At 69.6% G+C, this 14,975-nt stretch carries 8 protein-coding genes and 2 rRNA genes (1 of these 10 running past the window's edge); 8 read left to right on the top strand and 2 right to left on the bottom strand.

What is annotated here, in order from left to right; translation table 11 throughout:
* Nucleotides 1-1,844 (top strand): 23S ribosomal RNA (locus ACN27J_RS11725); it begins 1,262 nt to the left of the window's first position.
* Nucleotides 1,845-1,915: 71 nt separating this feature from the next.
* Nucleotides 1,916-2,032 (top strand): 5S ribosomal RNA (gene rrf / locus ACN27J_RS11720).
* A 121-nt stretch (nt 2,033-2,153) separates the two neighbouring features.
* Here the strand turns inward: rrf and ACN27J_RS11715 are convergent.
* Nucleotides 2,154-2,849 (bottom strand): hypothetical protein, encoded by a 696-nt coding sequence (locus tag ACN27J_RS11715; RefSeq protein ID WP_421365927.1) that lies wholly within the window; start codon nt 2,847-2,849, stop codon nt 2,154-2,156.
* A gap of 188 nt (nt 2,850-3,037) precedes the next feature.
* Here ACN27J_RS11715 and ACN27J_RS11710 point away from each other — a divergent pair, with 188 nt between their 5' ends.
* The 3 genes from ACN27J_RS11710 to ACN27J_RS11700 all read left to right on the top strand — a co-directional run bounded on the left by ACN27J_RS11710 (nt 3,038) and on the right by ACN27J_RS11700 (nt 7,454).
* On the top strand, nt 3,038-5,659 hold the full coding sequence (locus ACN27J_RS11710; RefSeq protein ID WP_421372208.1) for a valine--tRNA ligase: 2,622 nt from the start codon (nt 3,038-3,040) through the stop codon (nt 5,657-5,659).
* A gap of 113 nt (nt 5,660-5,772) precedes the next feature.
* On the top strand, nt 5,773-7,044 hold the full coding sequence (locus ACN27J_RS11705; RefSeq protein ID WP_421372207.1) for a bifunctional folylpolyglutamate synthase/dihydrofolate synthase: 1,272 nt from the start codon (nt 5,773-5,775) through the stop codon (nt 7,042-7,044).
* 11 nt (nt 7,045-7,055) lie between these two features.
* Nucleotides 7,056-7,454, top strand: a complete 399-nt coding sequence (locus ACN27J_RS11700; protein WP_421372205.1) for a DUF4233 domain-containing protein — start codon at nt 7,056-7,058, stop codon at nt 7,452-7,454.
* An 18-nt stretch (nt 7,455-7,472) separates the two neighbouring features.
* Here the strand turns inward: ACN27J_RS11700 and ACN27J_RS11695 are convergent, their stop codons facing one another.
* A complete protein-coding gene (locus ACN27J_RS11695) occupies nt 7,473-9,017 on the bottom strand; it encodes a VOC family protein (protein ID WP_421365925.1) in 1,545 nt (514 codons plus the stop codon).
* A gap of 212 nt (nt 9,018-9,229) precedes the next feature.
* Between ACN27J_RS11695 and ndk the strand changes: the two genes are divergently transcribed.
* The 3 genes from ndk (at nt 9,230) to ileS (ending at nt 14,905) form a co-directional block, all read left to right on the top strand.
* On the top strand, nt 9,230-9,655 hold the full coding sequence (gene ndk / locus ACN27J_RS11690) for a nucleoside-diphosphate kinase (RefSeq protein ID WP_278170707.1): 426 nt from the start codon (nt 9,230-9,232) through the stop codon (nt 9,653-9,655).
* Between the two features lie 125 nt (nt 9,656-9,780).
* Nucleotides 9,781-11,418: an alkaline phosphatase D family protein gene (locus ACN27J_RS11685; RefSeq protein WP_421365923.1), complete on the top strand. Its 1,638-nt coding sequence runs from the start codon at nt 9,781-9,783 to the stop codon at nt 11,416-11,418.
* Nucleotides 11,419-11,746: 328 nt separating this feature from the next.
* Complete coding sequence (ileS, locus tag ACN27J_RS11680; RefSeq protein WP_421365921.1) at nt 11,747-14,905, top strand: isoleucine--tRNA ligase; 3,159 nt, start codon at nt 11,747-11,749, stop codon at nt 14,903-14,905.
* Nucleotides 14,906-14,975 lie beyond the last annotated feature (70 nt).

Here is a 14,975-nt window from a genome sequence, read left to right as displayed (position 1 = left end):
TCGCTGACTCTTTCGGGGGTTGGTGCAGGTGTGTGGATGGGTAGGGGAGCGTCGTGCCGGGGGTGAAGCAGCGGGGTGACCTAGCTGTGGACGCGGCACGAGTGAGAATGCAGGCATGAGTAGCGAAAGAAGGGTGAGAAACCCTTCCGCCGGATGACCAAGGGTTCCAGGGCCAGGCTAATCCGCCCTGGGTGAGTCGGGACCTAAGGCGAGGCCGAGAGGCGTAGTCGATGGACAACGGGTTGATATTCCCGTACCCGCGAAGGAGCGCCCATGATGAACCTCGTTGTGCTAACTGCCCGAACTTGGTGAGGTTTTCGGACTGATCTGAGGGAGCGCGGGAACCTGGCGGGTAGTAGTCAAGCGATGGGGTGACGCAGGAAGGTAGCTGATCCCGGCCGGTGGTTGTGCCGGGGTAAGCGTGTAGGCTGCATCATAGGTAAATCCGTGGTGCGTGAGGCTGAGACGTGATGCCGAGCCGATTCAGGTGAAGTCAGTGATCCTATGCTGCCGAGAAAAGCCTCTAGCGAGCTTCTAGCGGCCCGTACCCTAAACCGACACAGGTGGTCAGGTAGAGAATACCGAGGCGATCGGGCGAACTGTGGTTAAGGAACTCGGCAAATTGCCCCCGTAACTTAGGGAGAAGGGGGGCCGGAGACGTGAAGCCCCTTGCGGGTGGAGCGTTGTATGGCCGCAGAGACCAGGGGAAAGCGACTGTTTACTAAAAACACAGGTCCATGCGAAGAAGTAATTCGATGTATATGGACTGACGCCTGCCCGGTGCTGGAACGTTAAGGGGACCGGTTAGCTCTTCGGGGCGAAGCTGAGAACTTAAGCGCCAGTAAACGGCGGTGGTAACTATAACCATCCTAAGGTAGCGAAATTCCTTGTCGGGTAAGTTCCGACCTGCACGAATGGCGTAACGACTTTCCTACTGTCTCAACCACAGGCCCGGCGAAATTGCATTACGAGTAAAGATGCTCGTTACGCGCGGCAGGACGGAAAGACCCCGGGACCTTTACTATAGCTTGACATTGGTACTCGAATTAGCTTGTGTAGGATAGGTGGGAGACTGTGAAGCTGGTACGCCAGTATCGGTGGAGTCGTTGTTGAAATACCACTCTGGTTGATTTGGGTTTCTAACTTCGGACCGTGATCCGGTTCAGGGACAGTGTCTGGTGGGTAGTTTAACTGGGGCGGTTGCCTCCTAAAGGGTAACGGAGGCGCCCAAAGGTTCCCTCATCCTGGTTGGCAATCAGGTGTTGAGTGTAAGTGCACAAGGGAGCTTGACTGTGAGACTGACAGGTCGAGCAGGGACGAAAGTCGGGACTAGTGATCCGGCACTTGCGTGTGGAAGCGGTGTCGCTCAACGGATAAAAGGTACCCCGGGGATAACAGGCTGATCTTCCCCAAGAGTCCATATCGACGGGATGGTTTGGCACCTCGATGTCGGCTCGTCGCATCCTGGGGCTGTAGCAGGTCCCAAGGGTTGGGCTGTTCGCCCATTAAAGCGGTACGCGAGCTGGGTTTAGAACGTCGTGAGACAGTTCGGTCCCTATCCGCCGCGCGCGTAGGATACTTGAGAAGGGCTGTCCCTAGTACGAGAGGACCGGGACGGACGAACCTCTGGTGTGCCAGTTGTCCCGCCAGGGGCACGGCTGGTTGGCTACGTTCGGAAGGGATAACCGCTGAAAGCATCTAAGCGGGAAGCTCGCTTCAAGATGAGGTGTCCCACCCATTTTGTGGGGTAAGGCTCCCAGTAGATGACTGGGTTGATAGGCCGGAGATGTAAGCCAGGTAACTGGTTCAGTTGACCGGTACTAATAGGCCGAGGACTTGACTTCGAAGATGTACGCGTCCACTGTGTGATTCTGGGCAAACGGACACCGTGTTGTGTTTGGTTTGTTGTTAGGGTTACGGCGGTTATGGCGGAGGGGAAACGCCCGGTTACATTCCGAACCCGGTAGCTAAGCTCTCCAGCGCCGATGGTACTGCACTCGTGAGGGTGTGGGAGAGTAGGTCACCGCCGGACATCTTTACTTGTGGGCCACCCGTACGGGTGGCCCACAAGTGTTTTCCAGGGAAAATCCCTCGGAAGACCGCCCTGTACAACGAACCCGTGCCGACCGTGCAGAGGACCGTTTGTACGGACGTCAGTCCCGCTGCTGAAGGTCCATCCGCAGGTCCGCGAGCAGCGCGGCCGACTCGCCGACGGTACGCCCCGGGAACAGCGCCACCGCGATGCTCCCGTGGTCCGCCCACCCGCAGACCGGCATCTCCTGGTCACCGGTAGGCGTGCTACCACACTTCATCACCCCGCCGTACGTCCCGGCCGGCACCTGGTGGACGCCGGTCACCGAACCCTCCTCATCACCGACGATCTCCAGCAGCGCGTCCAGGTCGTGCTCGGGTGACCAGAGCAGAGCGGTGCCACCGAAGACCAGAACGCTGCGGTCCGCCGCCGACGGATCCCGGTAGACGGCAGCCGTGCTCTGGTCCAGGTCGATTCCGGCGGCAAAGGCGCTGTGCAGGTAGTCGGCCGTACTCCTGGCCTGTTCCCCGTCGTCGCGGACCAGCCCGGCCGCCTCGTCCGGGGCGCTCAGGCTGGCATCCTTCTGCGCGACGATGCGCAAGCCGGTCGAACCGAGCAGACCGACGCCCAGCACACCGAGCGCGGCGAGCGAGCCGATGACGACGACGCGCCGGCCGCGCCCGGCCCGGACACCTCGGCCGCGGCCCTCTCCGTCGCCCGGGGTCGGCTGGGCGTCCGGGGTCACGTCGACCGGTTCCTGACGGTCGACCGGTCCCTGGTGAGCCGACCGTCGTCCGCCGAATGTGTCGTCGACCATGCCCGACACCGTACGTCACCGACTCCGCCGAGCGGTGGGTGCCGCCCGTCGGCCCCGTCAAGCGGCCCGAGACAGCTGGCCTGCCACAGTCGGTCTGCCGCGGTCGGGCCTGCGTGAATCCGGGTGCGGGGGCTCCGTAAACTCGATGGGTGACCGAGACTCCGCAACCCCAACACGACGCAGCCCCTATGTTGCCGGCCCAGTACGCTCCGGGTGAGGTCGAACAGCGGCGGTACGAGTGGTGGGTAGCCGAAGGTTACTTCCGGGCCGACGCGGGCAGCGGGAAGCCGCCGTTCACCATCGTGGTGCCGCCGCCGAACGTCACGGGGTCGCTGCACGTCGGGCACGCACTCGACCACTCGATCCAGGACACACTGATCCGACGCAAGCGGATGCAGGGCTTCGAGGCGCTCTGGTTGCCCGGCATGGACCATGCCGGGATCGCCACCCAGAACGTCGTGGAGCGACAACTCGCCGCCGAAGGGCTGTCCCGGCACGACCTTGGCCGGGAACAGTTCATCGACCGGGTCTGGCAGTGGAAAGCCGAGTCGGGCGGCACCATCCTCGGACAGATGCGCCGTCTGGGTGACTCGGTCGACTGGGACCGGGAACGTTTCACGATGGACGAGGGCCTGTCCCGGGCGGTGCAGACCATCTTCAAGCGTCTCTACGACGACGAGCTGATCTATCGCGCCGAGCGCATCATCAACTGGTGCCCGCGGTGCCGAACCGCCCTGTCCGACATCGAGGTGGAACACAGCGACGACGACGGCGAGCTGGTTTCCATCCGGTACGGCGAGGGCGACGCGTCGATCGTGGTGGCCACCACCCGGGTCGAGACGATGCTGGGCGACACCGCGGTGGCGGTGCACCCGGACGACGACCGCTACCGGCATCTCATCGGCGCCGAGGTTGAGCTGCCGTTGACCGGTCGGCGGATCCCGATCGTCGCGGACGCGCACGTCGATCCGACGTTCGGCACGGGCGCGGTGAAGGTGACCCCGGCGCACGACCCCAACGACTTCGAGATCGGCCAACGGCACGGGCTGCCGAGCCTGACCATCCTTGACGAGCGGGCGGTGGTCACGGCGGCCGGACCGTTCGAAGGACTGGACCGGTTCGAGGCGCGGCCGGCGATCGTCGCGGCGTTGCGGGCCGAGGGGCGTGTGGTGGCCGAGAAGCGGCCGTACGTGCACGCGGTCGGTCACTGTTCGCGGTGCCGGACCACGGTCGAGCCGCGGCTGTCGTTGCAGTGGTTCGTTCGGACCGGCCCGCTGGCGAAGGCCGCTGGGGACGCGGTGCGTGACGGTCGGACCCGGGTGGAGCCGCCGGAGCTGGCCGCACGCTACTTCGCGTGGGTCGACAACATGCACGATTGGTGCATCTCCCGGCAGCTGTGGTGGGGGCACCGGATCCCGGTCTGGTACGGCCCGGGCGGCGAGGTCGTCTGCGTCGGACCCGACGAGCAGCCGCCGGCCGGTGCCGGCTGGCGGCAGGACGAGGACGTCCTCGACACCTGGTTCTCCAGCGCGCTGTGGCCGTTCTCCACGCTCGGCTGGCCGGACCAGACCGACGACCTGCGGACCTTCTATCCGACCAGCGTGCTGGTGACCGGCTACGACATCCTGTTCTTCTGGGTGGCCCGGATGATGATGTTCGGGCTGTACGCGATGGAGGGCCGGCAGCCGTTCGACGTGGTGGCCCTGCACGGCATGGTCCGGGACCAGTTCGGCAAGAAGATGTCCAAGTCGTACGGCAACGTCGTCGACCCGCTCGACTGGATCGACCGGTTCGGCGCCGACGCCACACGGTTCACTCTGGTCCGGGGCGCCAACCCGGGCGCCGACGTGCCGGTCAGCGAAGAGTGGTGCCAGGGTTCCCGCAACTTCTGCAACAAACTGTGGAATGCCACCCGGTTCGCGCTGCTCAACGGCGCGCACCTGACCGGCGACCTGCCCGACCCGGCGGATCTGGGCATGACCGACCGGTGGATCATGTCCCGGCTGCAGGAGGTGACGGCCCAGGTCGACCAGCAGTTCGAGGCGTTCGAGCTGGCCAAGGCGTGTGACACGCTCTACCACTTCGCCTGGGACGACGTCTGCGACTGGTATCTGGAGCTGAGCAAGCCGGTGCTGGGCGCCGGCGGGGAGGCCGCCGACCGGACCCGCCGGGTGCTCGGCCACGTGCTCGACCAGCTGCTGCGGCTGCTCCACCCGGTCACTCCGTTCGTCACCGACGAGTTGTGGTCGGCGCTGGCCGGGTCGGGCCAGCCGGCGGCCGGCAGCCTGATGGTGGCTTCCTGGCCGGTCGCCGACCCGGCGTGGCACGACCCGGCGGCGGAGGCGGAGCTGGCCGTGGTGCAGCGGGTGGTCACCGAGGTCCGCCGGTTCCGGTCGGACCAGGGGCTGCGGCCGACCCAGCGGGTCAGCGCCCGGCTGACCGGTCTGGCCGACGCGGGCGTCGGCGGGCACGAGCCGCTGATCCGGTCGCTGACCCGGCTGGACGAGCCGGCCGTCGAGTTCTCGGCCACCGCGAAGCTCGCCGTGACCACACAGGTCGGTGTCGAGTTCGACACCCGCGGTTCGATCGACGTGGCGGCCGAGCGCGCCCGGTTGACCAAGGACCGGGCGGCGGCCGAGCGGGAAGCCGAGCAGTGCCGGGCCAAGCTGGGCAACAGCGCGTTCGTCGACAAGGCACCGGCCCCGGTGGTGGACAAGATCCGTACCCGGTTGACGGCGGCCGAGGCGGAGCTGGCCCGCATCGCCGGAGCGCTCGCCGCGCTGCCGGCTGCCGACGGTGAGCAGTCGTGACGGTACGGCGACCCGGGACCGGACGACCCGGGGCCACCGGCGGTGCGAGGCAGCGGCCGGGTGGCGAGTTCGCGCGGGTCGAGCAGGAGCTCGCCGACCGGGGCTTCACCCGGATGGTGTTCGACCTGGACCGGATCGGCCAGCTGTTGGACCTGCTGGGTAGTCCGCAGCGCGCGTACCCGTCGATCCACTTGACCGGGACCAACGGCAAAACCTCGACCGCCCGGATGATCGACTCGCTGCTGCGGGCCTTCGGGCTGCACACCGGCCGATACACCAGCCCGCATCTGGAGACGGTGCGGGAGCGGATCAGCCTGGACGGTGAGCCGGTCAGCGAGGAACGGTTCGCCGCCGTGTACCGGGAGGTCGCGCCGTTGGCCGAGCTGGTCGACAAGCAGGCGGCGGAGCCGTTGACGTACTTCGACATGACGACCGCGTTGGCGTTCGCGACGTTCGCCGACGCCCCGGTCGACGTGGCGGTGGTGGAGGTCGGGCTGGGCGGTGCCGAGGACGCCACCAACGTGTTGTCCGCCGGTGTCTGCGTGATCACTCCGATTGGTCTGGATCACACCGAGTGGCTGGGCGACACCCTCACCGACATTGCCTGGGCCAAGGCCGGCATCGTGCACGCCGGGTCGACGGTGGTCACTGCGGTGCAGCCGGAGGAGGCGGCCGGGCCGATCCTGGACCGGTGCGCCGAGGTGGGTGCCACCATCGCCCGGGAGGGCGGCGAGTTCGGCGTGGTCCACCGCGCGGTCGCGGTCGGCGGGCAGATGCTCACGTTGCAGGGGCTCGGCGGCCGCTACGACGAGGTGTTCCTGCCGCTGCACGGGGCGCATCAGGCGCAGAACGCGGCGTTGGCGCTGGCGGCGGTGGAGGCGTTCCTCGGTGCCGGCCCGGATCGGACGTTGGATGCCGAGCCGGTCCGGCAGGGCTTCGCCGGGGTGTCGTCACCGGGCCGGCTGGAGCGGGTACGCAGCGCGCCGACGATCCTGCTCGACGGTGCCCACAACCCGCACGGGATGGCGGCCACGGTCGCCGCGGTGCAGGAGGAGTTCGCGTTCCGGCGGCTCGTGGTGGTACTCGCCGTGCTGGCCGACAAGGACGCCGAGGCGCTGCTGGATCTGCTGGAGCCGGTGGCGGACGCGCTGGTGGTGACCGGCAACACGTCGCCGCGGGCGATGCCGGTCGGTCAGTTGGCCGGCCTCGCGGTCGAGGCGTTCGGCGTGGACCGGGTACGGGTGACCCAGCAGATGCCGGACGCGATCGAAGCGGCGGTGGAGCTGGCCGAGGCCGACCTCGACGGGGAGCTCAGCGGGGTGGGGGTCCTGATCACCGGATCGGTGGTGACGGTGGCCGACGCACGCCGGCTGCTGACCCGGTGAGCGACGGTCCGGTGAGCGACGACCCGGTGAGCGACGACCCGGTGAGCGACGACCCGGCCGGACCGCCGCCGCGTCGGTCCGGGTTGCGCAACCCGCCGGCCGCCGCGCGCGGGCTCGGCGCGGCGACCCTCGGCCTGGAGGCGTTGGTGCTCGTGCTGGCGATCCAGCCGATCCGGATGCTGGGCGACGGGTCCGGCCCGGCGGCTATGGTGGCCAGCGCCGTGCTCGCCGTCGGCGCGGTGACGCTCGCCGGCCTGCTGCGCCGCGGCTGGGCCTGGTACGCCGGCACGGTGCTGCAGGGGCTGGTCCTGCTCGCCGGCCTGCTGCACTGGTCACTGCTGGTGGTGGGGGTGCTGTTCGGCGTCGTCTGGGCGTACGTGTGGCACGTCCGGCGGGTCATTCTCAGCTGACCACAACTGGCGCTGAGGTCACTGCGGTGCGTCGGCGTCGGTCGCGGGCTGGTCACGGTCACGCCACTCGATGATGGCGATACCGTGGCCGTCCGGGTCGCGGAAAGCAGCCGCCCACAGCTCCAGCCGGGCACCACGGTTGACCGCCCGGGGCGCGTAGGTGAACCGCACCCCTTTGGCCTTGAGTTCGTCGTGCATCCGTTGCAGGCCGTCGACTTCGAGGTTGAGGTGCATGAGCCGCCGGTTGACCGGGGCGACCTCGGGCACCGACCGCAGCACCAGGCGGGTCTGCCCGGAGGCGAGCACCGCGTTGCCGTCCCCGCCGTCGATCTCGAAGAAGCCGAGCATGTCGCGGTAGAACCCGACCGACCGGTCGAGGTCCGCGACGAGCAGGGTCAGCCCGACGCCGTGGATCGGCCCGTGGTCGTCGGGTTCGTCGGCCAGGGTGTCGGGGCCGGTCACCGGGCCCGCGGCGGCCAGGTCGGCGAGCGGGCCGTCCGGGTCGGTCACCGACCCACCGTCGGGGTCGTCTGCGTCCTGGTCGGGCTGGTCGGCCAGCGCCGTCCCGGTGGCGGTCGGCGACTCGGCGCGGGCCTCGGCGGCGGCCCGGCCCCGGTCCGCTCCGGCGGTGACCGTGCCGGCCTCCGGCTCGGCGGGTGGGGAGTACGGCCGTGGCCGGGCACGGCGCGGCAGCGGCACCGGCTGCGGGTCCACCACGGTGCCGTCCACCACCTTGTGGCCCCCCGGTGACTGGCTCACCACGACAGGGTCGCCGACCTTGCCGGGGTCCTTGCCGGGGTTGCCGGCCCGGCCCGGATCCGCCGGCTCGGACTGTTCGATGTCGGGGTCGAACCCCGGGGTGGCGAAGTCCGGCCGGGGATTTTCCGCCGGGTCGCGTCGACGCTGACGCGGATCGTCGGCCGGCCCGGCGGGCTCGGCCAGATCGTCGTCGCGCAGCCCCGTGCCGAGATCGGCGGTCTGGGCGGTGTCCGGGTCGAGGAACAGGTCGTCGGAGCGTCGCCGCGCCCACGGCGGCTCCTCATCCACGTCGAGCAGGTCGTCGTCGAGGGTGCTGAAGTCGGGCTCGTCGAACTCCGGCGGCAGGTCGGCCCGCTCCGCGGCGGCTTCAGCGTGGGTCAGCACGTCGTCCCAGATGATCCGTACGTGGCGTTGGTCGTCGATGGCGACCATGATCGGCAGCGTGGCGCCAGGGTCGGGCCACTTCGCCACCGGCACCCGGGGGTCGCGGACCTTGACCGACCGGGGCGGTACGCCCGGCGCGTCCACCAGAATCTGCAGTTCGCAGCGGCCGTAGGTGGAGGAGGCCGGTGGTTCGGAAACGCTGCGGACGTGGGCGATGCCGGCCACCCAGGCGCGCTCGGTGCCGGGGAACGCGGTGATCAGCACCAGGCTGACCGCGAGCACCAGCAGTGCCACGCCCAGCGCGGCGATGGCCCAGCTGGTCATGCCGGCGCCGAAGAGGATGATGAACGTGGCGAAAGTGCCCAGCACCGTCGCGATGAGCTTGCGGGCGGTGGAAACCGATCGATGGCCGTTCGCCACAGTAGACCTCCCTGCGTCAAGGCCAGGCTAGGCCGGGCCCGGCGAGGATGGAAGAGCCGCGACCGGTGGCGTCGGTAGCCGCCGGTCCTCGTCCGTCCCCTGGCCCTCCATCATGACGCGCGGGGCGGCGTGGACCCACTAGGCTGGCAGCGCCAGTCCGTACCGAATCGCTCCGCAGGGGAGCGGTGCCGGTCCGTCGATAAGGAGCCAGCGTGTCCAGCCCCACCGATGTCGAACGTACCCTCGTGTTGATCAAGCCGGACGCGGTCCGGCGCGGCTTGGTCGGCGAGATCCTCGGCCGGTTCGAGCGTAAGGGACTGCACCTGGTCACCCTGCAGTCGCGCCGGATGGACGAGGAGCTGGCCGGCGCTCACTACGCCGACCATGTGGACAAGCCGTTCTACCCGCCGCTGAAGGAGTTCATGACCAGCGGGCCGCTGGTCGCCCTGGTGCTCGCCGGTGACCAGGCGATCGAGGTGGTGCGTGCGCTGATCGGCACCACCGACGGACGCAAGGCGGCAGCCGGCACCATTCGCGGCGACCTGGCGCTGTCCAACCGGGAGAACCTGGTGCACGCCTCGGACTCCCCGGAGAGCGCGGCCCGCGAGATCAAGCTCTGGTTCCCCGACCTGGGCTGATCCCGGTCGATCCGCCGCGGGTTATCGGCCGGTTCGTGTGCTGGTCACCTGATCCGGTGGATCTCGCCATATTCCATCGATAGACCTCTTGGGAACGCCTGACGTGCCTTCCCGGGAGGATTTCGATGAACCCATTCGACCGCCGTACCCTGCTGCGGGCCGGACTGGCCGGCGGTGCCGGGCTCGCCGGCGGCGCGCTGCTCGGTGGAGCCGGTGCGGCCGCTGGCGCGGACCTCGCGGCCGGCCGGCCCATCACACCGGCCTGGCACCCCACCGGCCGGCCGGTGCTCACCCACGGCGTGCAGAGCGGCGTGGTCGGCCCCGGCGAGGCCGTCGTCTGGACCCGCGCCGACCGCGTCGGCCGGCTGATCGTCGAGGTCGGCCGCCGGCCCGACCTGCGCGACGCCCGACGGGTGCGCGGCCCGGTGCTCGACGGCCGGGGCGACTTCACCGGCAAGGTGCGGCTGCGTGGCCTGCCCGCCGGCGAGCGGCTGCACTACCGAGTGCGGGTGGAGGGCCTGCACCGTCCCGGCCTGGTCAGTGAGCCGTTGACCGGTTCGCTGCGCACCGCACCCCGCGCCGGTGGCCACCACGAACCCCACCGGGGCCGGCCGGGCGGCGGAACCGGCGGGCGGGTCGACGACGTGCGGTTCGTCTGGACCGGGGACATCGCCGGTCAGGGCTGGGGGATCAGCGACGACTTCGGCGGGATGCGGATCTTCGAGGCGATGCGGCGTGGCCGGCCGGACTTCTTCCTGTGCAGCGGCGACACCGTGTACGCCGACAACCCGCTCGCCGAGACGGTGACCCTGCCGGACGGGCGGGTGTGGCGCAACCTGGTGACCCCGGAGAAGTCCAAGGTCGCCGAGACGCTCACCGAGTTCCGTGGCCAGTTCGCCTACAACCTGCTCGACGCGCAGCTGCGGGCGTTCGCCGCCGAGGTGCCGCAACTCAACCAGTGGGACGACCACGAGGTGACGAACAACTGGTATCCGGGCGAGATCCTCACCGACCCGCGTTACACCGAGACCCGGGTCGACGTGCTGGCGGCACGGTCCCGGCAGGCGTTTCACGAGTGGCTGCCGACCCCGGACGACGGGCCGCTGTACCGGGTGGTCCGCTACGGGCCGCTGCTGGACGTGTTCGTCCTCGACATGCGCACCTACAAGGACCCCAACGACGGCAACACGTACGCCGACCCGCATCGTGGCCTGCTCGGCACCCAGCAACGGCAGTGGCTGATCCGCGAGCTCACCCGGTCGACGGCCACCTGGAAGGTGATCGCCAACGACCTGCCGCTCGGCCTGATCGTGCCGGACGGTGGCGGGGCCCAGGAAGGGATCGCCCAGGGCGACGGCGGCGCACCGGCCGGGCGGGAGCTGGAGTTCGCCGAGATCCTCGGCGCGGCGCACCGGGCCAGCGTCACCGGCATCGTCTTCCTCACCGCCGACGTGCACTACACCGCCGCCCATCACTACGACCCGGCGCGGGCCGCAGTGGCCGACTTCACCCCGTTCTGGGAGTTCGTCTCCGGCCCGGCGCACGCCGGGGCGTTCGGCCCGAACACCCTCGACGGTACGTTCGGCCCGGAAGCGGTGTTCGTCAACGCCCCACCGCGGGCCAACACGTCGCCGGCCGAAGGTTTCCAGCACTACGGCGAGGTGTTCGTCGACGGCGGGTCCCGGGCGTTCACCGTGCATCTGCGCGACCGGGACGGCCGTTCGCTCTGGTCGACCACGCTGCCGGCCCCGCCCGCCGGCTGAGTTCGGAAGTGGCGGGCGGACGGAAACCGGCTCGACGGGTGGGATACGCTCGGAACCGAAGGCAACCCAAAGGCGACGACCCGGCCATCACCGGTGAGCCTCCGGAAGAACCGGCCACCACTGCCCGGCAGCGGCGGCCCCAGTAGAACCGGACGGGTCCGGCCCGTCACAGCCGGTCGATGAGCGGGCGGTCGCGCACCTCGGCGACCGCCAAGCGAGGTGGTACCGCGGCCCACCGTGGCGACGTCCGGCAGCAGCCGGCGACCGCCCGGCGGGTTCGTCCTCGCAGACCACGAGACAGTGAGCTGCGCGAGGAGAGGGCACCACCATGGCGTACCCGATGACCGACCCCGCCGCCACCGGCGTGCCGGCCAGTCCGGACCTGCCCCAGGTGGAGCGCCGCGTCCTGGACTATTGGACGGCGGACAAGACCTTCGAAGCCAGCGTCGACCAGCGCGAGCCGGGTCCGGACGGCACCAACGAGTACGTCTTCTACGACGGCCCGCCGTTCGCCAACGGCCTGCCACACTACGGCCACCTGTTCACCGGCTACGTCAAGGACGTGGTGCCGCGCTACCAGACGATGCGCGGCCGGCGGGTCGAGCGCCGCTTCGGCTGGGACTGCCACGGGCTGCCCGCCGAGGTCGAGGCCGAACGCCAGCTCGGCATCTCCACCAAGGCGGAGATCGTCGAGCTGGGCATGGCGCGCTTCAACGACGTCTGCCGCAGCTCGGTGCTGACCTACACGCAGGACTGGGAGCGTTACGTCACCCGGCAGGCCCGCTGGGTCGACTTCGTCAACGACTACAAGACGCTCGACCTGGACTACATGGAGAGCGTCATGTGGGCCTTCAAGGCCCTGTACGACAAGGGGCTGGTCTACGAGGGCTTCCGGGTGCTGGCCTACTGCTGGCGCTGCGAGACGCCGCTGAGCAACACCGAAACCCGGATGGACGACGTCTACCGGGACCGGCAGGACCCGACCGTCACCGTCTGGTTCGAGCTGGCGCCGGCGCAGCCCGGCGGGCCGACGGAACGGATCGGGGTGTGGACCACCACGCCGTGGACGCTGCCGTCGAACCTGGCCCTCGCCGTCGGCCCGGACATCGAGTACGCGGTGCTGCAGCGCGACGGGCAGCGGTACCTGCTCGGGGCGGCGCGCCTCGAGGCGTACGCCAAGGAACTGGACGGGTTCGAGCGGGTCGGCACGGTCCGCGGCGCCGACCTGGTCGGGCGCCGCTACACCCCGCTGTTCGACTACCTGGTCGACCGGGCCGGCCCGAACGCCTACCAGGTGCTCGGCGCCGACTTCGTCACCACCGAGGACGGCACCGGGGTGGTGCACATGGCCCCGGCGTTCGGTGAGGACGACCAGAACACCTGCAACGCCGCCGGCATCCCGACGATCGTCACCGTCGACGACCACACCCGGTTCACCGCCCTGGTCCCGCCGTACGCGGGGGAGCAGGTGTTCGACACCAACAAGCCGATCATCCGTGAGCTGCGTGACCGGGGTCTGCTGCTGCGCCACGACACCTACACCCACTCGTACCCGCACTGCTGGCGCTGTGACACGCCGCTGGTCTACAAGGCGGTGTCGTCGTGGTTCGTGGCCGTGTCCACCTTCCGGGACCGGATGGTGGAGCTGAACCAGCAGATCTCCTGGACGCCGGCGCACGTCAAGGACGGCTCGTTCGGCAAGTGGCTGGCCGGAGCGCGGGACTGGTCGATCAGCCGGAACCGGTTCTGGGGCTCGCCGATCCCGGTGTGGCGCTCGGACGACCCGGCCTATCCGCGGGTCGATGTCTACGGTTCGCTGGACGAGTTGGAACGCGACTTCGGCGTACGCCCGGCCGACCTGCACCGGCCCGGCATCGACGAGCTGACCCGGCCCAACCCGGACGACCCGACCGGACGGTCCACGATGCGCCGGGTGCCGGAGGTGCTGGACTGCTGGTTCGAGTCCGGGTCGATGCCGTTTGCCCAGGTGCACTACCCGTTCGAGAACCGGGAGTGGTTCGAGCACCACTATCCGGGCGACTTCATCGTCGAGTACATCGGGCAGACCCGGGGCTGGTTCTACACCATGCACGTGCTGGCCACCGCGCTGTTCGACCGGCCGGCGTTCCGCAACTGCGTTAGCCACGGAATCCTGCTCGGCGCCGACGGGCGCAAGATGAGCAAGAGCCTGCGCAACTACCCGGACGTGTACGAGGTGTTCGACACCTACGGCTCGGACGCGATGCGCTGGATGCTGATGGCCTCGCCGGTGCTGCGCGGCGGGGACATGGCGGTGGTGGAGAGCGGTGTCCGCGACGCCGTCCGGCAGGTGCTGCTGCCGCTGTGGAACGTCTGGTACTTCTTCGCGTTGTACGCCAACGCGGAGGGCTACACCGCGACCCGGCGTACCGACAGCACCCACCTGCTCGACCGGTACGTGCTGGCCAAGACCGGTGAACTGGTCGACGAGGCCACCCGGCAGATGGACGGCTACGACATCTCCGGTGCCTGCGCCAGCGTGCGTACCTACCTCGACGCGTTGACCAACTGGTACGTCCGCCGGTCCCGGGACCGGTTCTGGTCCGGTGACACCGACGCGTTCGACACGCTGTACACGGTGCTGGAGACGCTCACCCGGGTGGTGGCGCCGTTGGCGCCGTTGACCAGCGAGGAGATCTGGCGCGGGCTGACCGGTGACCGGTCGGTGCACCTGACCGACTGGCCGGCCGCCGGCGAGTTCCCCGCCGACCACGACCTGGTCGCGTCGATGGACGCGGTCCGGGAGGTCTGCTCGGCCGGGCTGTCGCTGCGCAAGGCCCGCAATCTGCGGGTCCGGCTGCCGCTGCCAGGGCTGACCGTGGCCAGCGCCGCCGCGCCGCAGTTGGCGCCGTTCGCCGACCTGGTCGCCGACGAGGTCAACGTCAAGTCGGTGGAGTTCACCGACGCGGTCGCCGACCACTGCCAGCAGGTGCTGACCGTGGTGCCCCGGGTGCTCGGCCCCCGGGTCGGTGGCCAGGTGCAGGCGGTGATCCGGGCGGTGAAGTCCGGCGACTGGGCGCTGGGCGACGACGGCGCGCCGGTCGCCGCCGGGGTCCGGCTGGCCGACGGGGAGTACGAGTTGAAGCTGGTCGCCGCCGACCCGGAGCATTCCGCACCGTTGCCGGGCGGGCAGGGGGTGGTGGTGCTCGACACCACCGTCACGCCGGAGCTGGCCGCCGAAGGGCTGGCCCGGGACCTGGTCCGGGTGATCCAGCAGGCCCGGCGGGAGGCGGATCTGCGGATCACCGACCGGGTCCGGGTCACGGTGGCGGCCGGTGCCGAGGTGGCGGCGGCGGTACGGGCGTACCAGGACTTCGTCGCCGGTGAGGTGCTCGCCGACGAGGTGACGTTCGATCCGTCCGGTGCGTCGGCCGTCGGTCCGGCGGGTGGATTCGCCGGTGAGGTGGGCGACGGTGAGCCGGTGTCGGTGCGGGTGCAGCGGGTCTGACCGGTCCGGGCGGGATCCCGTCCGCTACCGTGTCTGTCCGACCCACCCATGCCTGTCCCGTCGCCGGAGG

Source organism: Solwaraspora sp. WMMB762, from assembly GCF_049179115.1.
Lineage (GTDB): Bacteria > Actinomycetota > Actinomycetes > Mycobacteriales > Micromonosporaceae > Micromonospora_E.
Note: the sequence above shows the minus strand (reverse complement) of the source record. Positions and strands in the feature narration are given on the sequence as shown.